23 protein-coding genes and 1 pseudogene are annotated in these 19689 nt (G+C 52.1%); 15 read left to right on the top strand and 9 right to left on the bottom strand.

Features of this window, described 5'->3' with window-relative positions; translation table 11 throughout:
- Positions 1-137: 137 nt before the first annotated feature.
- The 8 genes and pseudogenes from ACWPW2_RS11550 (at position 138) to ACWPW2_RS11515 (ending at position 4825) form a co-directional block, all read left to right on the top strand.
- Entirely contained in the window at positions 138-365 is a 228-nt protein-coding gene (locus tag ACWPW2_RS11550; protein ID WP_454123118.1) for a hypothetical protein, read from the top strand.
- Positions 366-802: 437 nt separating this feature from the next.
- Complete coding sequence (locus ACWPW2_RS11545) at positions 803-976, top strand: GnsA/GnsB family addiction module toxin (protein WP_420778267.1); 174 nt, start codon at positions 803-805, stop codon at positions 974-976.
- 156 nt (positions 977-1132) lie between these two features.
- Positions 1133-1276, top strand: a complete 144-nt coding sequence (locus tag ACWPW2_RS11540) for a hypothetical protein (RefSeq protein ID WP_420778315.1) — start codon at positions 1133-1135, stop codon at positions 1274-1276.
- Between the two features lie 24 nt (positions 1277-1300).
- On the top strand, positions 1301-2308 hold the full coding sequence (locus ACWPW2_RS11535) for a terminase small subunit (RefSeq protein WP_454123115.1): 1008 nt from the start codon (positions 1301-1303) through the stop codon (positions 2306-2308).
- Positions 2283-2759, top strand: a pseudogene (locus ACWPW2_RS11530) (terminase large subunit domain-containing protein); the annotation flags it as partial. The gene ACWPW2_RS11535 and the pseudogene ACWPW2_RS11530, both read left to right, overlap by 26 nt.
- Positions 2760-2957: 198 nt before the next feature.
- Positions 2958-3995 carry a tail fiber domain-containing protein gene (locus tag ACWPW2_RS11525; RefSeq protein WP_454123646.1) on the top strand — a complete coding sequence of 346 codons (1038 nt, stop codon included), beginning with the start codon at positions 2958-2960 and terminating at the stop codon, positions 3993-3995.
- Positions 3996-4199: 204 nt separating this feature from the next.
- Positions 4200-4439, top strand: coding sequence for a DNA polymerase V (locus tag ACWPW2_RS11520; protein WP_454123113.1), 240 nt, complete (start codon positions 4200-4202; stop codon positions 4437-4439).
- Positions 4439-4825: a HumD family translesion DNA polymerase gene (locus tag ACWPW2_RS11515; RefSeq protein ID WP_454123111.1), complete on the top strand. Its 387-nt coding sequence runs from the start codon at positions 4439-4441 to the stop codon at positions 4823-4825. Before ACWPW2_RS11520 ends, ACWPW2_RS11515 begins: the two co-directional genes overlap by 1 nt.
- A gap of 283 nt (positions 4826-5108) precedes the next feature.
- Here the strand turns inward: ACWPW2_RS11515 and ACWPW2_RS11510 are convergent, their stop codons facing one another.
- Positions 5109-6074: a magnesium and cobalt transport protein CorA gene (locus ACWPW2_RS11510; RefSeq protein WP_454123109.1), complete on the bottom strand. Its 966-nt coding sequence runs from the start codon at positions 6072-6074 to the stop codon at positions 5109-5111.
- 236 nt (positions 6075-6310) lie between these two features.
- On the opposite strand from ACWPW2_RS11510, the gene ACWPW2_RS11505 reads away from it, so the two are divergent.
- The gene (locus ACWPW2_RS11505) at positions 6311-6673 is read left to right on the top strand and encodes a hypothetical protein (RefSeq protein WP_454123107.1); all 363 of its coding nucleotides are present in this window, start codon (positions 6311-6313) and stop codon (positions 6671-6673) included.
- Positions 6674-6855: 182 nt separating this feature from the next.
- On the opposite strand, the gene ACWPW2_RS11500 is transcribed toward ACWPW2_RS11505, so the two are convergent.
- Positions 6856-8028, bottom strand: a complete 1173-nt coding sequence (locus ACWPW2_RS11500; protein WP_454123105.1) for an MFS transporter — start codon at positions 8026-8028, stop codon at positions 6856-6858.
- A 233-nt stretch (positions 8029-8261) separates the two neighbouring features.
- Between ACWPW2_RS11500 and ACWPW2_RS11495 the strand changes: the two genes are divergently transcribed.
- The 3 genes from ACWPW2_RS11495 (at position 8262) to ACWPW2_RS11485 (ending at position 10215) form a co-directional block, all read left to right on the top strand.
- Positions 8262-9038, top strand: a complete 777-nt coding sequence (locus ACWPW2_RS11495; protein WP_454123103.1) for a DeoR/GlpR family DNA-binding transcription regulator — start codon at positions 8262-8264, stop codon at positions 9036-9038.
- A gap of 10 nt (positions 9039-9048) precedes the next feature.
- Complete coding sequence (locus tag ACWPW2_RS11490; protein ID WP_454123101.1) at positions 9049-9591, top strand: NUDIX domain-containing protein; 543 nt, start codon at positions 9049-9051, stop codon at positions 9589-9591.
- 156 nt (positions 9592-9747) lie between these two features.
- A complete protein-coding gene (locus ACWPW2_RS11485; RefSeq protein ID WP_454123099.1) occupies positions 9748-10215 on the top strand; it encodes a helix-turn-helix domain-containing protein in 468 nt (155 codons plus the stop codon).
- Positions 10216-10428: 213 nt separating this feature from the next.
- Here ACWPW2_RS11485 and ACWPW2_RS11480 read toward each other — a convergent pair whose 3' ends face one another.
- Together ACWPW2_RS11480 and ACWPW2_RS11475 are read right to left on the bottom strand one after the other, a co-directional pair.
- Complete coding sequence (locus tag ACWPW2_RS11480) at positions 10429-10806, bottom strand: VOC family protein (protein WP_454123097.1); 378 nt, start codon at positions 10804-10806, stop codon at positions 10429-10431.
- 181 nt (positions 10807-10987) lie between these two features.
- On the bottom strand, positions 10988-11743 hold the full coding sequence (locus ACWPW2_RS11475) for an AraC family transcriptional regulator (RefSeq protein WP_454123644.1): 756 nt from the start codon (positions 11741-11743) through the stop codon (positions 10988-10990).
- 114 nt (positions 11744-11857) lie between these two features.
- Between ACWPW2_RS11475 and ACWPW2_RS11470 the strand changes: the two genes are divergently transcribed.
- The 3 genes from ACWPW2_RS11470 to pphA all read left to right on the top strand — a co-directional run bounded on the left by ACWPW2_RS11470 (position 11858) and on the right by pphA (position 13518).
- Positions 11858-12244, top strand: coding sequence for a nuclear transport factor 2 family protein (locus ACWPW2_RS11470; RefSeq protein WP_454123642.1), 387 nt, complete (start codon positions 11858-11860; stop codon positions 12242-12244).
- A gap of 21 nt (positions 12245-12265) precedes the next feature.
- Positions 12266-12406 (top strand): DUF4113 domain-containing protein, encoded by a 141-nt coding sequence (locus ACWPW2_RS11465; RefSeq protein ID WP_454123095.1) that lies wholly within the window; start codon positions 12266-12268, stop codon positions 12404-12406.
- Between the two features lie 467 nt (positions 12407-12873).
- On the top strand, positions 12874-13518 hold the full coding sequence (gene pphA, locus ACWPW2_RS11460; protein WP_454123093.1) for a protein-serine/threonine phosphatase: 645 nt from the start codon (positions 12874-12876) through the stop codon (positions 13516-13518).
- On the opposite strand, the gene ACWPW2_RS11455 is transcribed toward pphA, so the two are convergent.
- From ACWPW2_RS11455 to yebS, 5 genes are all read right to left on the bottom strand, one after another.
- Positions 13519-13710 carry a YdfD/YebW family protein gene (locus tag ACWPW2_RS11455; protein ID WP_023480173.1) on the bottom strand — a complete coding sequence of 64 codons (192 nt, stop codon included), beginning with the start codon at positions 13708-13710 and terminating at the stop codon, positions 13519-13521. It lies immediately after the preceding gene.
- 105 nt (positions 13711-13815) lie between these two features.
- Positions 13816-14055 (bottom strand): YebV family protein, encoded by a 240-nt coding sequence (locus ACWPW2_RS11450; protein WP_023480127.1) that lies wholly within the window; start codon positions 14053-14055, stop codon positions 13816-13818.
- Positions 14056-14169: 114 nt separating this feature from the next.
- Positions 14170-15609: a 16S rRNA (cytosine(1407)-C(5))-methyltransferase RsmF gene (gene rsmF, locus ACWPW2_RS11445; RefSeq protein ID WP_454123090.1), complete on the bottom strand. Its 1440-nt coding sequence runs from the start codon at positions 15607-15609 to the stop codon at positions 14170-14172.
- Positions 15610-15687: 78 nt separating this feature from the next.
- Entirely contained in the window at positions 15688-18321 is a 2634-nt protein-coding gene (locus tag ACWPW2_RS11440; RefSeq protein WP_279793249.1) for a PqiB family protein, read from the bottom strand.
- The gene (yebS, locus tag ACWPW2_RS11435; RefSeq protein ID WP_124968062.1) at positions 18290-19573 is read right to left on the bottom strand and encodes a membrane integrity lipid transport subunit YebS; all 1284 of its coding nucleotides are present in this window, start codon (positions 19571-19573) and stop codon (positions 18290-18292) included. Before yebS ends, ACWPW2_RS11440 begins: the two co-directional genes overlap by 32 nt.
- Between the last annotated feature and the right edge of the window lie 116 nt (positions 19574-19689).

Below are 19689 nucleotides of genomic sequence, written 5' to 3'. Positions count from 1 at the left end.
TTCTGGATCCATATGGGCTGAACTCTAAGTACTATTACAATGCTCATGCAGTTGCATAACCCTCTCTTGATATTTGCGTTTAAAGTTTAAGTAACATTTTACTTAACTCACATGCATGACCGGATCGAGGTAAGTTTATGAGAAAAGTTTTGGTTTTCTTTAACTCGCAGCGTGTAGAAGCAGTTAATGTGCCCAAATCTCTAACCTGCGTGATGCGAAGTTATCCTAACGGCGATGAAGTGTCGCTAAAAATAATGCTTACAGGAATTCATTCATTAACTGGCGATCATACCGAGATTTATGTCGCTTCAGATCGTGAGCTTACACAAGAAGAAGTTATCTCTGCAGTGAACAGTTCACTGTGATCCGACCTTGATCAGGCTCGATAACTGGCGTCAGAATATCGAGAAGAAAGCTGAATGCATGGCTTACCTTGTTTACAAATTATGGTGAATCCCCCTTAGCGGCGGGGCTAAGTAACCTGATGGCTCTTCTTCACTAGCGCTAATCGTGATCAATTGAAGCAGCGGGTCACAGGTGGTTAACCTAAAGGCTCACCGGGAGGCACCCGGCACCATATGCCCAAGCCCTTACAGAGATGTAGGGGCTTTTTTTCGTGATGAATGCGAGACCGCTTATGGAGTAAGAGTCTTTACCGCAACAGCTACAGTAGTGTATCTCCATCGAGCGTCTGTTATGCAGATAGTCTATAATTTATAAACAGTTATGGTTCTGGACAGTTAATCAACACTTGTCACCTTGCATGCAAATGGGAATAGTAGACATACCAGAAGAGGTAAAGATGAAAGATGACGCTCTGATACAAAAGGCAGAAGAAGAGATCTCCGCCCTGATAGCTAAGAAGATTGCAGAATTAAGAAAAAAAACAGGAAAAGAAGTCTCTGAAATCCAGTTTGTTGGTCGCGAGTCGATGACGGGTCTCGAAGGTTATGACGTGAAAATCAAACTCCTCTAATCAGCCCGTTTTTTCATTGTCAGGTCGCTAAGGCGGCCTTTTTTATTGCGCTTCACACGCCTCAAACTTTTGAACGTCGTTCGGTCGCAGTCTGAGGAAAACTGGTTTCTCGGTCGAATTCACCATGCGGCCGTCTCTCATCTAAAAGGAAGCTTTATGCAGGTCACTATTGATAGTGTCCCGTATCGCGACGTTCAGCATATCGCCTACACCGGCCAGCGCGGCGTGATGCTTTATAACCACCGCAGCACAATTGAGCGCGAAGAGGCCCGCCTCATTCGCCGCCTGTTAAAAAAATAAAGTGACATTTGTTAAGGGTTAATTATGGCAAAGCCGGACTGGGGAGACCTACAACGTCGGTTCCTGTCTGAGCACGCCAAAAGCGGTGTATCGCCAAAAGAATGGTGTGAAGCGCAGGGACTGAATTATTCATCTGCGCGCCGGTACATTAAAAAGCACGCAGCGCAAAGTGCGCAAAAATCTGCGCAGAAAAAAGTGCGCAATGCGCAGAAGGAAAAAGACGTTAATGCACTGGTTGAAAACGACGGATTGACAGCGCAGCAGCGAATCTTTGTGGCGGAATACTTGAAAGACCGCAACGCCACCCAGGCCGCTATACGTGCCGGATACAGTGCAAAGACTGCTGAGCAAATTGGTTATCAGCTCCTTCAGAAAACTTCAGTTGCCGTTGCTATTGAGAAACAGCAAAAGGCCTCCCTGATGCGAACGCTTGCCAGTGCTGATGAGGTGCTGGCACAGATGTGGCAGCTCGCTACTTTTGACGCAAACGAGCTCTCGCAATATCGCCGTGGTGCGTGCCGCTACTGTCATGGCTTCGGCCATAACTATCAATGGCGCGATATGGTTGAGTTTGAAGAGCATCGGCTTAAAGCAATCGAGAAAAAGGGTAAAGAGCCTGTGGACGTTGGCGGTTACGGCTATGACCACAACCGGGAACCTAACCCGGCATGCCCTCGCTGTAATGGTGACGGCATCGGCCAGCCGTATTTCGCTGATACCCGTAAGCTGCCGCCTGTTTCCCGTCTGGCGTATTCCGGCATCAAGCTCGGTAAAAACGGCGTTGAGATTACAGCTATCAGCCGTGAGCGCATGTATGAAGCCGTGATGAAGCGGCTTGGCCTGGCGGATAGCGAGTTTGCGCAGCAGCTGCAGCAGATCGAAATCGAACGTCGCCAGCTGGAAGTGGAAAGACTCCGCAAAGAGCTGGCAGCAGATCCGGAAGATGAGGTACCGATGCCCGTGGCAATAAACATTAACGTCGCGGATGCTCGCGTAAGGAAAGACGATGACGGGGATATCGCCGACCCTTAACGTACCGCAGGCGCAGTTTCTGGCGATGCCGCATAAATTCAAGGCCTACGTGGCGGGCTTCGGTTCCGGTAAAACGTGGGTGGGCTGCGGGGGCATCTGCAAGGGGATGTGGGAACACCCTAAGATCAACCAGGGCTACTTCGCTCCGACCTATCCGCAAATCCGCGACATCTTCTATCCGACGGTTGAGGAGGTGGCGTTCGACTGGGGCCTTAAGGTCCAGATCAACGAGAGCAATAAAGAGGTCCATTTCTACGCCGGGAGGCAGTACCGCGGCACTACCATCTGCCGCTCAATGGAGAAACCGGCCACGATTGTCGGCTTTAAAATCGGCAACGCGCTGGTGGATGAGCTCGACGTGATGCCCGCCCTCAAAGCGCAGCAGGCCTGGCGGAAAATCATCGCCCGTATGCGCTATAAGGTCGCTGGACTGCGTAACGGCATTGACGTTATCCGTAACGGCTGCACGGTGCTGGCACTGACCAGCCCGGCGCAGGCATTCCAGATCACCGCCATCAACAGCGCGACCAGCCTCACGGTGACGCCGGCAGCCAGCCCGGCGGTGCCCCCGGGCACGAAGTTCGCCATTCTGCTGAGCGACAGCCTTTCGGTTGACGGCCTGGCACAGGATATTGCGGAGACCTTCACCATGTATCAGCGTTACATGGGTGGCTTTGCTGATGTAATGGCCGGTACCGGCGATGTGACCATCACCATCAACGGGCAGCCTGTAACTGTTCCCGCGCAGAAAGCACTGGCGAAAAAAGGGGCTAACTCGGACATAACCTCTCTGAGCGGACTCACTACAGCGCTCAGCATTGAACAGGGCGGTACCGGGGGAAAGACTAAAGTCGAAGCGCGCGCGTCTTTGTCAGCAGCGTCCTCGGGCGCGAACACAGATATAACCAGTATTTCCGGACTGACCACGCCTCTGGCTGTTTCGCAGGGTGGAACGGGTGCGACCACCGAATCCGGCGTGCGCCAGAAGATCGGCGCAGCAGCATCTGGTATCAATTCAGATATTAGTCAAATCAGCGGGCTGCAGATTCCCGTCACGTCGATCACATCCATTCCCGGCAACGGTAGTCGCGGTATTTTTGCTGAGTCTTTGTCGCCAGCGAATTATGACGTCGTGACCAAGACGCTGCTGTCAGGCCTTAAAACGAATAACTGGTCGCTGTACAGTTCCTTCGGCATGTATGGCGGCGGGTCAGGAACTGCGGCGCAGGCGGGACCTGCCGTTTGCGTCACTGACGGCGGTTCATTCGGCGCGCGCTGGTTTTTCAGGGTAAACGGCAGCGTAATTTCTACCGCTAACGGCGACATCACGCCATCAGTATCAGACGAACGGGTCAAAAACATCATCCGCGAAATAACAGAGGAGGAGGCAGTCGCCTTTATAACTGGCGTCAGACCCATCCGCTACGCATTAAAATGGACGCCGGAGCAGGTCAAGGTCGGGTACAGCGCGCAGAATATTGAATCCCTTGATCCGGAAATCATCTCCACCTCGGCTCTGAGTGTTTACAATCCCGACGATGGCAGCACTGTAACGTATGAAGACGGAAAGATTCTCGACCCGGGTGAAGTAGGGGCGGCATACCTGGTGCCTGTCGTGCAACAACTGCTGCGGCGGGTCAGCGAGCTTGAAGCCGAGATTAAAACTTTGAACCTGCAGGGGTCGTAAAAAAGCCCCGGCGACGGGGCAGTTAGATTCCGTGCCTGTCTGGTGCAGGCGACGGGCTGTACTGATTTTAGACGATTTTTAAATTTCACTTTAGTAAATTCGATTACGGCTCAGCCCGATGACAAATCTTCTTGCCGCTTCGCCTTGATAAGCTCCGGAATTCAAAATACTGTATATAAAAACAGTATTAAGGAGGTGCACATTATGCCAAGAAGAGACGATATCGAGACAGCATTCAGGCAGTCTATGGTGATGGAACCGAGCGGGCGGCGCACCGTTACCACGGAGAATTTCGTGAAAACGCTGCTGACATTCAACTGGGATTGGTCACCAAAGCAGGCTAACGAGTGGATTGAGGGTCACGTCAGCACGTTCAAAGATATCTCCCAGCAAGAGGGTGAGCTACGTACCTTTATGATGTACAACCCGAACGGAGGTCTGTGATGGGATTTCCTTCGCCAGCTGCTGACTACATGGATGAAAAGATATCGCTCGACCATGAGCTGATACGTGTACCTTCCGCTACATACTTCCTGCGCGCCGGCACCGAGTCCCGCCGTGAAGCGATAAAGAAAGGGGCTTTGCTGATCCTGGACATGTCGGCCACGCCGGTAGACGGGTCGATAGTGATGTGCCATCTGGATGAGCAGATGCGTATGCTGCGATTGCGTCTTCACCCGCGACCGAGGCTTGAGGAACTGGATCGACCAGAAATCACTTACCCGATGACCACCGATGATTACGATGGGCGTCTGGTTTTCAAAGGGGTGATCACCTATATCATCAATGACGCCAGGACGGGGGAGTTTGACGACTATCCGGTGATGTAATTTGTCAGGGGTTTTACCTTCATTTTATCTTAGAAAAATTTCAGGCATAAAAAACCAGCCGTAACAGGCTGGTTTAATTGGGGAATTTTGGTCGGCGTGAGAGGATTTGAACCTCCGCCCCCTAACACCCCATGACCGAGGTTCCTATCTTAAGAGCCGCTTAGTGCCAGAAGCGGACGTTGATGCTCGGAATGAACAGGAATGTGCTGACAAAGCGAGGCTTTATTGTACTCCACAGCACCGAAACCTATCGGATAGAATCATGTTTTCAATTGCTTATTAATTAAAGCCAGCGAGAACGTTTGAGTCGCAGCCACAGTAACACACAGGCTCCCAGCGTGACCGCAATCGTTGCCGGATAGCCATAGAGCGTCTTCAGTTCCGGCATATTCTCAAAGTTCATACCATACATGCTAAAGACTACCGTCGGGATCACGAGTATGGCCCCCCAACCGGCCAGTTTCTTCACGACTTCGTTTTGCTGTACTGAAACCAGTGCCAGGTTAACGTGCATCGCGCTGCTAAGCAGCTCACGCATGTCATTTACATCCGTTACTACATGGCTTGCATGATCCTGAATATCCCTAAAATACGCCCTGAGAGATTTTGGGATAAGTTCTTCATGAATGCGGATAAGCTCTGTACAGATTTCTTCTACTGGCTGAGCAGCGTTGCGAAGTCCGAGTAGATTACGGCGGAGGGAATACACGATCTGAATAGCTTCACGGTCAAATTCACTGTGAAAGAGTGTCGCTTCTATATCACCAATTTTTGTGTTGAGTCGCGCAGTCAGCTCTGCATAACTGTCAACAATGAAATCCAGAATACAGTAAAGGGGATAAGCCGGACCGTACGAAAGCATGTCAGGGGCCTCAGCAGCGCGGGCGCGTATAGGAGCATAGCTCTCTGAAGCACCATGGCGCACCGTAATAAGGAAGTTTCGGCCCACAAACAAATGCGTTTCGCCAAACTCAATATTGTCTCCCTGTCCACTGACAGTTTTTACAACGATAAATGCCGAGCTGCCATAACGCTCTATCTTAGGCCGTTGATGTGCGTTAAGAGCATCCTCAACTGCCAGATCGTGCAGACCGAACTCCTCCTGGACTTTATACATAAACGCAGGTTCAGGCTGCCAAAGCCCCAGCCAGATAAATGCATCGGTATCCCGGATGACTTCACTGATATCCTCAATGTCTACGGTTTCGGCGGGTTTGCCTGAACGGTAGACCATACAGTTAACAATCATTTCCTGACCATCCCATAAGCATCTTTCTAAGAATCTTAACCATTTCCGTTAAATTTCCAAATTTTTAAGCCGGCAGTTTATAACATGTGGAATTGTGTTATTTATTCCTCATTCATAGCGGACCTTCAGTTCAGTGAGCCTGTCCGCTCCGTGCCAGGGGCGGACGCTGCCCGCATGATAGCGTGTGTATTGCTTACGTAATCCATGATGAATTGAACTTGTTTAAGGAGTCACTGTTGAAATTTCAATCGATTATGCTAACAAGTATATTAATGTTAACCGGTTGCGTGGTCGCTGATATGGATTCTTCTAATTACGACTATGTCCCCTGGATCCAGTTATTCCAGAAACCAGATGTTTCTGGCTTAACCAATGTTGTCCAGCGTAAGGCCGATCTGTACACCTGTGGTGTAAATCCCCGGACAAACCTTGACGATCCCATGTGGAGCCTGAATGGGCAGGCACCAGGAGAAACCAGTGAGCATGCTAATGCTAAACGCAACCACATCCTGCGTTGCATGAAAGAAAAGGGCTATAAGGTTTATGGTTTTTCTGAGTGTGGTCCGAAAAAATCTCCGACAGGACTTTGCCCGAATTAGCCGGCACCGTGATGCTGAGTCGCCAAGTCTAATCTAAACTCAGTACAGCGTGAGGTTTTCTTACTAACGCATACAAAGGGATATGGCTCATTTCCGCTCCTGGCACATAGCAGACCTTGTAGCTATTCAGGAGGTCCGCTATGTGCCAGAAGCGGACGTTATCAGGCCCGGTTACGATAACCTCAGACCTCTCGCTTTCTCGCTTCCCAGTGGTATCTGCCTGATTTTCTGAAAACGATAACCCCGGCCAGTAATAATCCAGTGATACACAGAATGATACTGCACATAAATAAACCGCTGTTATCTTTTATACCGGTAAAGTAGCCTCCCGCAACAGCTCCCGACCCGATGCCAGTATTGAACGACATAACATATAGAGCAGATGCGAATTCAGGATAATCCCGTGACGCTTCGATTACCCAGGACTGGAGGCCGACGATAACTACTGAGATGGCACAGCCCCAGAAAAACATCACTCCGCCAGCGCTGAGAGGGCCCGGCAGCCTTATCAGCAGAAAAACCTGTGCAAGCGCGATACCTGTTCCTCCCGCCAGTGTCAGTAAAGACGGTCTGAGGGAAAACCGACTTATCAGCAGCGTACCGCAGGCACCTCCCACGCCGAAAACAAAAAGCAATATGGTCAGAACGCCAGCATTAACACCCGGTATTGTCCTTAGTAAAACAGTAACATAGGTATAACTCGTAAAGTGTGCCGTAATAATTAAAAACGTTACGCCTGCCAGCAGACAGAGCACCCCGGAAATGGCAGATTTTTGCCGGCCAGAGGGTCCCGCTTTCGCTGTGGGTTCATGAACGCGAGGTAGCCATCTGACAGCAAGGCACATAATAATCAGTGAAAACAGGCCGAACAGACCAAACCCCTTTTGCCATCCGTAATAATTTCCCGTTGCAGTCGACAGCGGCACTCCCATAACTATCGCCAGCGATATGCCTGAGAAGACGATCGCTGTCGCCCTGCTTGCGGACATGGTGCCGGCCATTCTGATGGCATAAGAGGCGATTCCTGCCCAGAACACACCGTGTCCCAGTGCTGCAATTACCCGCAGTAAAAGCAGCGTAACGAAACTGTCTGTCAGCATGACCGAGCCATTACATATTGCGATAAGGCCGAGCAAAAAAATGAAAAGCTTTTTTCTGTCAATTGATTGCGTGAGCAACGTGACGGGTATGACGGACAGGGTTATTACCCATGCATATACGGTAATCAGCACGCCAGCCTTCGCCCCGCTAATCCCGAGATGCTCTGCTATCTGATTTAACAGTCCGACTGGCAAATATTCGGTTGTCTGCGAAACAAACGCGCCTGCAGCGAGAACAGATAATGCCTTAATCATGATATCTGGCCTCCTGGCTGTTGTATCTGTATACATCTTCTTCGGTCTCATCAGCGATGCGTTTTATCCACGCTACGGCTGGCACAAATCGCCAGCATGCCGGGATAATAGTTCTTCCCTTCAGGTTGAATAACTCTTGTCTCATTCTGCGCCTCACAGCCTGTCATAACATTGCATTACTCTGCAAAATTCTGCATATTAACGCAATATAAATTGCAAAATGGCGCACTTAAATGAAATTACCTGATGCAAGACGGCAGAAAATTCTCGATTTATTAAGCCATCATGGCGAACTGCAGGCCTCCGCACTGGCTGAAAAGCTGGGTATATCAGAGGACACGATTCGTCGCGATCTGATACGCCTTGAGTCTACAGGCATGCTGCGTCGCGTCCGTGGCGGCGCGATTCCCCGCTCACAGGTACCGCTTCATCACCAGGAAAGGCTGGGCAGAACGGGTACGTCAAAAAGCGCTATCGCTTCGATGGCAGTTTCTCTTATCCGGCAGGATGATGTCGTCGGACTGGACGGAGGAACCACCACGCTTGCCATCGCACAGGCTATCCCGCCCGGATTGCGTTGCACCGTCGTCACAAACAACCTGCCCGCCGCCATGGCGCTGGCCGTTCATCCGGATGTGGAGGTCATTGTGCTGGGCGGTAAATTATTTAAGCCCGCGATGGATATGACAGGCCATAAAGTGTGTGAAGAGTTACGCACCATGGCTTTTGATATCTGCTTTATTGGTGCAGCGGCGGCGAATATCACAACAGGCTTCAGCAGTATCGACTATGAAGAAACGCAGGTTAAGCGAGGTCTCGCACAAGCCGCTGAGCGCAGCGTGTGCGTTATTTCGGGAGAGAAGATGGGAAAACATTCCCCCTTTTCTTATGCATCATCCGGAGAAATTAGCGACATCATTACTGATGACGATGCGCCCGCTGACTATATTGCGCTGTTCAGGGGCGAAGGCATTAACGTTATCGTGGCAGAGCAACAGGCAAAGAAATAAGGAGGTTATCGTGAAGACAGAGATCAAAACACTAGAATCAAGACAAATTTACCGTAACCGCTGGATGTCGCTTAAGGAGGACCGGATTCTGAGAGCCGATGGCAGCGAGGGGCTCTATTCCGTTATTGAAAAAGATGATTTTGTGGTCGTCATTCCGGTTGAGAATGATGAAGTCTACCTGGTTGAGCAATACCGTTACCCCCTGGGCCAGAGAACCACGGAATTGCCACAGGGAAGCTGGGAATGTTCCCACGATGCTGCACCTGAAGACGTTGCCAGAGGCGAACTTAAAGAAGAAACCGGGTTGAGCGCTGGCAAAATGGTGTATGTCGGGTATCAGAAGCTCGCGCAGGGCTATTCAGCCCAGGGTTATCATATTTACCTTGCCACGGAACTGACGTTTACCGGCCAGCAGCTTGAGGAGGAAGAGTATGGCCTGACGGTGAAAAAAATTAAAATCAGCGCCTTTGCTCAATTAATACGTGACGGCGAAATCACTGACGCCACCTCGGTTACCGCTTTCCTGCTGGCAATAGCTAAAAATATGCTCTGAAAGCTGCCCGGCATAAACAACATGAGAACGGTGTCCGCTTTTCGCTCAAAGTGGCATGTCAGAACGTTGTCAGGTTACTGTCAGGTTATGATCGTGGTCGTGCAGGATTGTTTGGACAACACTGTGCGCTGACCACCTTCCATTCGGAGACATAATATGAGTAATACAAACAAATTCAGATCGCTGCGTCTTGCGCGAGCCTGGTCCCAGGAGCAGCTTGCCCAACTGTCCGGGCTGAGTGTGCGCACGGTGCAGCGTATCGAGAATGGCGATCAGCCCAGCCTGGAAACACTGAGCGCCCTGGCAGCTGTATTTGAGGTAAGCGTTGCGGATCTTTCTGGCCCTGATGCGCCTGGCGATGACGCGCTCGACCAGAGAATTGCCGAAGCGAAGAGCAACCTCGCTGAGGAAGGCCGTTTTTACCGGTCAGTTATTACAGCTATCGTTGTTTGTGCGCTGCTGCTTGTTCTTAACCACTTTACGGCCCCGGCCAGCGTATGGTCATTGTGGGTAGCGGGGATCTGGTTTGCACTGCTGGTTCTTCGTGGCATGAGGACGTTTGTTTTTCGCGGGCTGATCAGCCGTTGGCAACAGAAGCGGCTACGGCAGATGCTACGGCGGTAACAGCGATTCGCAACAGAGATGTTACGTTTAAAATGATGAAAATATTTAGTAGTCATCAGTAAACGTCCGCTCTTCGCTCAAAGCGGACCTTCAGCCTTAGACGTGTCGCTTCGTATCAGAAGCATACGTCGTTGAAATAAGTTTGTGTTCAATACCGGGCGGACAGGCTCCGGTATTAAACAATTCTTATGATATTGAATGAAATGTAAATTTCTAATGGTAGACAGCTAACTCTATGAGATTCAAATCTGGATCGCGGATATACACAGAAATTATTTCGCCTCTTGCACCTGTTCTGGTTACAGGCCCTTCGAGCACATGAACATTCTTCTCTTTAAGATGTGACAGAACCTCGTCGATTGATTTGTTAACTATAAAGCACAGGTCAAGAGATCCAGGTACCGGCAGGTGAGCCTTAGGTTCAATCTCCTTACCATACTCATGAATATTGATTTTTTGGTCACCAAAAAGCAGAGCCCAACGGTTCTTGTTGAACATTAAGGCCTCCATACCCAAAACACGGGTATAGAAATCCATACATTGCTCAATTGAGCGACATGTGAGTACTAAGTGATCGATTTTATTTATCAAAAGTATGCTCCATGTTTGCTAATGTTATGCGAAATCAAGATCATGTCTTGCCTGTTTACTCAGCAATAATAACTGTAGCAGGGATGTAAGGTTTTGTTAGACAGACATCTGCTCATAGCGGATGTCACCTGCGCACAGTGCAATTTGTGACAGAACGGGCGTTAAATACTGGCCAGAATATTTAAACTTTAAACCGTGCGGGGGTGGTGCCCAATACCCTGCGAAACAGTGCAATAAAAGCACTGACATTGTCATATCCAAGTTCCAGGGCTACTGTCGTCACTTGCTTTCCCGCAGCCAGAAGTTCAAGGGCCTTGAGTAGCCTTATGCGCTGTCGCCACTCATTAAAGCTAAAGCCGGTTTCAGCCCTGAATCGCCGTGTAAGTGTGCGCGATGACACTCCCGCCCAGGATGCCCATTCCTCCAGTCTGCGGTCGTCATCTGGGCTATCAGACAATGCCTGAGCAACCCTGAGGAGACGGGAATCCTGCGGCATTGGCAGCCCAAGGTTAACCTCGGGCAGCGATCCTATTTCATCGAGAATAACGTCTGACAGACGTTTTTGAGCCGCATTAAGCTCTGCATTTTTCCATGAGGCTGCTCGTGTTATCGCCTCACGTAGCAGATTTGTAATAGAGAGAACAGCAGGCTGATCAGGTAATTCGCTGCAGGCAGCGGGAGATATATACACACTCCATCCTGAATATGGGCCATGCGAGCGTAGACCATGCGGAACCTCCGGTGGTATCCACACGGCATGCGTTGCCGGTACGACCCAGCGACAATTTCCGGCATCGATGGTGAGTAGACCGTGCTCAGCTCCAAGTAACTGTCCGCAAGTGTGATGATGACGTGGAGTTTCCCTTATTGCACCAGACTGAAGAGCCGTGACAATCAAAGTGTGTCCGTTTAAAGAGAGAGTCTCAGGAAATAGCATCAGAGGGTCGGTCATGTTGGCGGATTTAAGGTATTTAATGTCTTTTATACCGTACCGAAGACATTGCGTCGACTGTAGAGTACTCATAACTTTCAATGAGGACTGACCATGCAAATGATTTCTATTACTAAAGTACTGGATGAGATTATCAACCGCCAGGATATGGCCCTGGAGGGTATACTCAATCGCTATTTTAGCCCCGGTTACCGGCAGCGCACTAATAATCAGTGGGAGGGCTTAGAGAACTTTGCTCACCATGCACGTAAACTTCGTGAAATCATAGCTTCCGGCAAAATTGAAGTGCACGACGAACTTCGAGACGGCAATCTCTATGCTACCAGGCATCTTGTTATGTGTACTAAACGCAATGGTGACGAGATAGATATGGAAGTTTACATGTTCGCTGAAACAGATGATTCAGGGCGATTTATTCGTATTGAAGAAGCCACACTTATGCTTAAAGGTCTTGAAAGTGACCGAGACTTGGGTAACGCCAGGTGATAACGTTTTAAACGTCCGTTTGTGCCAAAAGCGGACGTTGCTAACATCAGTTTGTATTGGTTTACGGGGAGCAGGGCAACTTCGCTGATTAAGGGAAACATGCTTTCGCCGCGCTACACCACACGGTTGTCAGATCTACCGATCATCAAAGCTAATTTATAGTGATTATGCCCGTCAGGATGGCGGGTATTTTATTCATTGAGTTTCACCACTAAAATTCCACGTCGAGCCCACTAATAAAGTAACAAGTGTTTGATCGCAAAAGTATCTAATGGTAAGTGTTGGAAAGTTAAAAATGGGCAAAAGGTTCTGGTAAGATCATGATATGTAAAGGAAAATCATCCGTAGACCATAAACAGGAATCGTATTCGGTCTTTTTTTATCTCTCTGGAATATGGCGTTTTTAGCGAGAGTTTCCCGAAAACATCATATTCGCTGCAAACCATAACATAACCCGCTATATGAGCGTCTAGCTATTTTTGTCATTGATGAATTGCAGCGGACTGCCCCTCCTTCTCAGTCAGATAACTGACAACTTCATGCTTTTTCGCAACGCTACTCTCAAAACGTTTATTCGTTCAGGGGGATTTCGTCGCCTGTTTTCTATACTGAAAAGAGGGGGAGTAATTATGTATCAACGTATCGACGGCGCGCAGTGGCGGCATATCTGGCTGGTCGGCGATCTGCACGGCTGCTATCAACGCTTAATGCAGGCGCTGCGGGAGCGTCACTTTGACCCTTACGAGGATCTGCTGATCTGCGTCGGCGACCTGATTGACCGCGGCCCACAGAGTTTGCAGTGCCTGGCGCTGCTTAATCAACGCTGGTTTATCACCGTACGTGGCAATCATGAACAGATGGCCATCGACGCCCTGCGGGAAAACAACCGCACGCTGTGGCAGATGAACGGCGGCGGCTGGTTTGCAAAGCTTAGCGAAGAGGAGCAACAGCAGGCGCTTGATGCCCTGCGCAAATGCGCGCAGTTGCCCTATATTCTCGAGCTTCAGACGTCCGGCGGGCTGAATGTCATTGCGCACGCCGATTATCCGGCGAGTGAGTATGGCTGGCAAAAAGAGGTGGATAGCGAGTCGGTGCTGTGGCGGCGGGAGCGGCTTAACCAGCTTCTGTGCGGGAAAGGGGAGCGCATTATGGGGGCGGATGAGTTCTGGTTTGGGCATACGCCGCTAAAAACGCGCTTCGATGCCCATAACCAGCACTATATCGACACCGGCGCGGTGTTCGGCGGTGAGTTAACGCTGGTGCAATTGCAGTAGTTAAAAGTCGCTATAGTCGCGCGCCGGATGCCAGAAGCCATCGATAAAATCTTCTACGGGAAAACAACCGCCGTGACGCATACGCTGATCGTCCATCGCAGCCAGGCACTGTTGCTCACTATTAAAGACATCAACCACGATGTCGTCACATCCACCGTCCAGGTAGCAAACAAATAAGACCAGCGCGAACATTCCATCCTCGGTTCTGTACAACGTAACGATAAGTGTAGGGGATGAATGGGGGCAGGGGAAATCAGGCAGGTAAATAACCCGTCTCACGGACGGGTTCCCATAGGATCAGGCAAGACGCATGATCCAGGTATCAGACTGCTCGTCATAATGTTCGCGATAAAGGACAGAATGCTCGCCGTTAAGGATCGCAGGAATGCTGGTTTCCGCGTCCCAGGCATCAAGCTGCATACATAAATCGGGGTCTGAACTGCATGGAATATGCAGTTTGCGCTCACCCTGACTCTCTCCCTGCAACTCGGCATCATCGATTTCGAATGCGCCAATGCGCACGCTGGTTTTCGTCATAATGCTCTCCGTCGATCGTTAAAATGTGGTACGACCAGTAAAGCCGCCCACATTTCAGCCTGGTACAACAGCCGGAAAGTCGCCAGTCAAAAAATGCGTTTTTTATGCGCTCCGTCACGCCTTTCCGGCGAAAAGCTGACCGTCGCGCACCAGCTCGCGCGGATAGCTGTTTTTCAGCCGCGAACCCACCTTTTTCGCAAGCCCCAGCGCTTGCCCCTGGAAGGTCACAATCGCTTCATCCCCGGCTGGCAAGGCCTGCGGGTAGATATCGCGGCCCCGATACCACTCTTCCGCTTCCTCTGACGTCAGCTCAAAGGCCAGCGGATTATTATCACCTGCCAGGGCGATCACCGCCTCATGCTGCCAGCGGTAGCCCTTGTTATGGGTCTCCGCGAGGCGCATGCCGAGGCGGGAAAAGCGGACTTTTCCGATCAGATCTTCAATGGCGGCAGGGAATAACCAGATCTCTTTATCACGCTGCCACAGACGCAGAGAATCGCCCCAGCGTAAGCCGACCTCAGCCGCTGCGGCGGTAACGGCAGCACTTTCGCGCGCTTTCAGCGGCGCAAATGGAAATTGACCGACTTTGTAGGTCGGGGCCGGTAAGCGCTCTACCGCTGCGGTTTTACGCAGCCGGGCGACGAAGAACCCTTCGCAGTCAAAAATTTGCGGAAAGACATGCAGAAAACCCTCAGCCGTCAGCGCCTGATCTGCACCGTCGAACAGATTGCCGAGCGGTTCGAACTCAACGGCATCTGGATATTGCTGCGCTAACCAGTGACAGACGGTTTCGTTTTCGTCGCGGTTAAGCGTACAGGTAGAGTAGACCAGCACGCCGCCGGGGCGCAGGGCATGAAAGGCGCTGTCGATAAGCTCGCGCTGGGTGGCGGCAATCTCCAGGTTGCTGGCGTGGGACCAGTTTTTCAGCGCATCGGCATCTTTGCGCACCACCCCTTCGCCGGAGCAGGGCGCATCCAGCAGAATGGCGTCAAACATTTCGGGTAACGCAGCACCAAACACGCGGCCGTCGAAATGGGTCAACGCCACATTCTGGATGCCACAGCGGCTGATATTCGCATGCAGCACTTTTACCCGGCTGGCAGAGAACTCATTCGCAAGGATGGCACCCTGATTCCCCATCCGGGCGGCAATCTGCGTGGTTTTCGAACCCGGCGCAGCGGCGACATCCATTACGCGCAGCGGCATCGCTTCCCCGGCAAACAGCGCGGCAACGGGCAGCATTGAGCTCGCTTCCTGGATGTAGAACAGGCCGCTCAGATGCTCCGCCGTGCTGCCTAAAGGCAGGCTCTCCTCCTCGTCGCGTTCGATCCAGAAGCCCTCCGCGCACCACGGCACTGGCGTTAACTGCCAGCCATAGGGCGCGACCAGCTCGAGAAATGCATCGACGGAAATTTTCAGCGTATTGACGCGAATACTGCGGCGCAGCGGGCGCTGGCAGGCGGCAATAAACTCATCAAAATCGAGATGCTCAGGCATCGCCAGGCGCATCTGGGCGAGAAATTCTTCAGGAGGGTAAACAGCGTTTTGAGCCACGGGGCGCCCCAGAAGGAAAAAAAAGAGGCGCGCAGTGTAGCATAAAGGCTCCGGCGCGGGCACGCCGGAGCACTCAGGTTAACGTGGCAGCGCGGTACCCCACTGTCGCCACTCTTTCGGTTCGCTCTCCAGCAGCAGGAAGTGTTTGCCCGGCTGCGCTTTCGGTGCCAGCGGCGTTTCCGGTGGCGTCGCGAAGGCGATCCCGCCGCGAATAAACTGATTAAAGGTGCCGGTTTTCACCACCCCGCCGGTCAGGCCAAAGTCCAGCGTATAACCGGAGGCTAACCAGAAGACCGAGTTATTGCGCACCAGATGCTGGTAACGCTTACTGACGCGCATGGCGATCATCACGCGGTCGGAGAGGGTACCCAGCGCAAGGCCGGTCACCGTTCCCACTTCAATACCGCGGAACAGCACCGGTGTGCCGATATTCATTGAACCCACTTCCGGCGCTTCAACCACAATGTTCAACCCATCAAGGTAACGGGAATCAGTAATCGTCGCTTCGGCGAGTTCAAAATCGCGGCGCGCATCGCCATGTCCAGGCTCAACGTTGATATAGGGCTGCAAAATGGTGTCGAGATGTTCAACACCACCGGCGGAGATCTGCGGCGTGATCACCGAGAAACGCGATCCGGCGCGGGCAAAGTTGCGCACATATTCCGGATAGAGCACGGCGCTGGCCTGCACTTCGTTTTTATCCGTCAGCAGATGCAGCTCCTGCACCTGGCCGATATCGATGCCGAGGTAGCGAATCGGCATCCCTTCTGCCAGCTTGCCGGCGTCGAAAGCATGCAAAGTGATCTTGCCGCCGACGGCGCGCGCTTCGGTTTCTGAGGCGTAAAGGATACGTTTATCGCCTTTACGCAACCGCGCACCCGCACCGCTGCGGTTATCGAAGCTGATGGCACCCTTGATCGCGCGCGAAAGGGGCGAAGCCTGCACCGTTAATCCGCTGCCGTTAAGCTGCACCTTCGCGCCGCCTTCCGCCCAGAAGACGCTGTCGGCGGTGAGCAAGTTGCGATACTCCGGCTTGATATGCAGATCGATATCAAAGGCATTGGCGCGCGGACGCACGGTGATCACTTCACCCACTTCAAATTTACGATAGAGCACCACCGATCCCGCCTGCACATCCGGCAGGGTATCCGCCGTCAGCGTCAGGGTGGTGGTAGGCAGATCGCTAAGGCTGTTCTCCAGCGCTTTATCAAGGTTGGCGAAGAGCGGGTAGGTGGGTTTCATCTCCCCTTTATCACCCGGAAGAATGCGGATGCCGCCGCTGATCCACTCACTGGCGCTGGCGGCGAGGAATTCCACGCCATCCAGCCCCAGCTTCACATCTACGCGACTGTTGACCACAAACTTGCTGTCGCCATGCACCAGATCGCGATATTGCGGATCGATGGCAACGGCAAACGAGACGCCTTTGTTGGTTAGCTTACGCTCCAGTACCTGGCCGACCTGCACACCGTGCAGCACCAGCGGCTGCCCGGCATCGATGCCATAACTCTCCGGCGCGGTGAGCGTCAGGGTGATGACGCCCGGCTCCTGCAGCAGATTTTTATCCGCGGGCAGCACAACGAACTGATCGCGCGGCTGGCCTTCGCCGGGAATAAGCTCCAGCGTGCTGCCGGTCAGTAGCGAGCTGAGATTGGTATTGCTTAGCGAGACTTTCGGGTTGCGCATCTCAATGCGCGTATTATCACGCAGGAGATTGACGACACCCGGATCGACGGTCAATTCACCGGTTACTTTGCCACCCGGATTAAGGGTGATGTCTGTCAGTTCGCCCACTTCCAGCCCCTGATACATCAGCGGCGTTGAGCCGGCTTTCAGCCCCTGACCGCCCGGCAGATCGAGCTTGATGATCACGCCGCGCTGGCTGTGGGCCAAATCTTTGTATAAGCCAAATTCATCATCGACTGACGCCGGTTCCGAGTTATCCGGCGAGTCGAAGGCAATAGCGCCGTTAACCAGCGCAGCCAGGCTCTCCAGCTCCACTTTCGCCCCGCTCAGACCGACGTCCGCTTTCACACCCGAGATATTCCAGAAGCGGCTGCCTTTTTTCACCAGATTGGTAAAACGGCGCTCAATCAGCACATCTACTGTGACGCCCTGTTTATTTTTGTTGATGGCGTAATCATAAACGCGGCCAACGGGGATCTTGCGGAAATAGACCAGCGAGCCGCTGTTGAGCGAACCAAGATCCGGTGCGTGCAGATGAATCATCAAATCGCCATTATTGAGGCGGTATTTCGGCTGCGTGTCGAGGGCAGTGAAGTGATCCTGCGGTTCACCTTTGCCTGGCATCATACCGATATAGTTACCGCCGACCAGCGCATCCAGCCCCGAGACGCCCGCCAGCGACGCTTTCGGCGTCACCAGCCAGAACTGCGTTTCGTTGCGTAGCGCATCTTTCATATCGGCTTTGATGCTGGCGCGCACCTGAATCTTCTTCAGATCGTCGCTCAGGCTAATATCCTGCACCGTCCCGACTTCCACCCCCTGATAGCGAATGGGCGTACGTCCGGCGACGATGCCGTCAGCGGACATAAAGTCGATGGTGATAGTGTTGGCGCGATCTTCATAGCTACTCCAGACCAGCCAGCCGGCGATCAGCAAAGCGATCACCGGCAGCAACCAGAACGGTGAAATGCGTCGTTTTGTTTTAATGCGCGCTTCAGTCGGCGAAGCGTGGTTTTCCTGACTCATGTGCATCCCAAAGTAAGCGGCTGTCCAGCCATTCCACAGCAAGAATAGTCAAAATAACCGCCGCGCCGAAATAAAACGCAGCGGGTCCCATAGTAAAGGCGAGAAGCTGGTCGCGATTGATCAGTGACATTGTCAGCGAGATGACAAACAGATCGAGCATCGACCAGCGCCCAATCCAGGTCACAAAGCGCAGAAGAAGGATGCGAGTGCGTAGCCCCTGTTCAAATTTGAAATGAATACTGACCAGCAAAGTGAACAGTACGATCACCTTGGTAAACGGCACCAGAATACTGGCGATAAAAACGATTCCCGCCACGGCGATATTGCTGTTACCGAGTGAAATAATGCCCGACATAATGGTATCGGCCTGCCGCGAACCGTTGATGTAGACCACCGAAATCGGTAGCAGGTTAGCGGGCAGCAGAAAAATCATCGAGGCAATCAGCGCCGCCCAGCACTTCTGCAGGCTGTGTCGGCGGCGATACCGCAGCGGAATATGGCAGCGTGGGCATCTGCCGCGGGCATCAGGCAAGCCGGTGAAGTGGCAGCCGAGGCAGGCACGCAGTTGCGGGTCGGGGCGCTTAGCCGGACGCTGCGGGTAAAAACGCTCCCACAGCTGCTCAACGTTCAGATGGATAAGCGTCATCACGCTGAGAATGGTTAACGCCACAAAGGCGACAAGCCCGACGCCTGGCTGCAGGTAAGCGTAATCCTGCACTTTGATTGAGGCGACGCCAATCCCGACCAGATAGATATCGAGCATCACCCACTCTTTCAGGCGCTCAAGCATCAGCAAAACCGGGCGCAGATTCATCCCGAGCCGGTTGCCGAACCATAAATAGGCGATTGCACTGACCAGCACCAGCGGCGCGCCAACGGTACAGAAGAGCACCATCGCCCCGGTAAGCGCATCGCCCTGGGCGGTCATTTGCCAGATCCCCTGCAACAAGTTGGCGTCTATACGCACGCCCAGCAGGTAAAAGTGAAGCAGCGGTTCGCCCCAGGCGAAAGGCATCAGCATCAGCATCGTCACCGCCATAGCAGCGAGACGGGTTAATGACCAGTCGCGGCCATCGCGGATTTTGGCATCGCAGCAGGGACAAAATGCACTTTGGTGCGATTTCATAACCGGTAACGCAAAAAGCGTATCGCATTGCGGGCAGCGCTGATAATGTGCCCGTGGCAAAGCTTCGCCGACATGATGGATCGCAATTTTTTTGTTAAGCGAAATGTGTTGTATCTTTAGTGCCATCGGCCGGATCAGAAAAGGGTTAGATGCATCTATATTAACTCATGATGAGAACATCTTGAGCATCAACGCATTTAATGCTTATTTTATTAGGCTTAGCCGTTTACTCAGTAAGACAC

This window comes from Kosakonia sp. Marseille-Q7440 (genome assembly GCF_965119485.1).
Note: the sequence above shows the minus strand (reverse complement) of the source record. Positions and strands in the feature narration are given on the sequence as shown.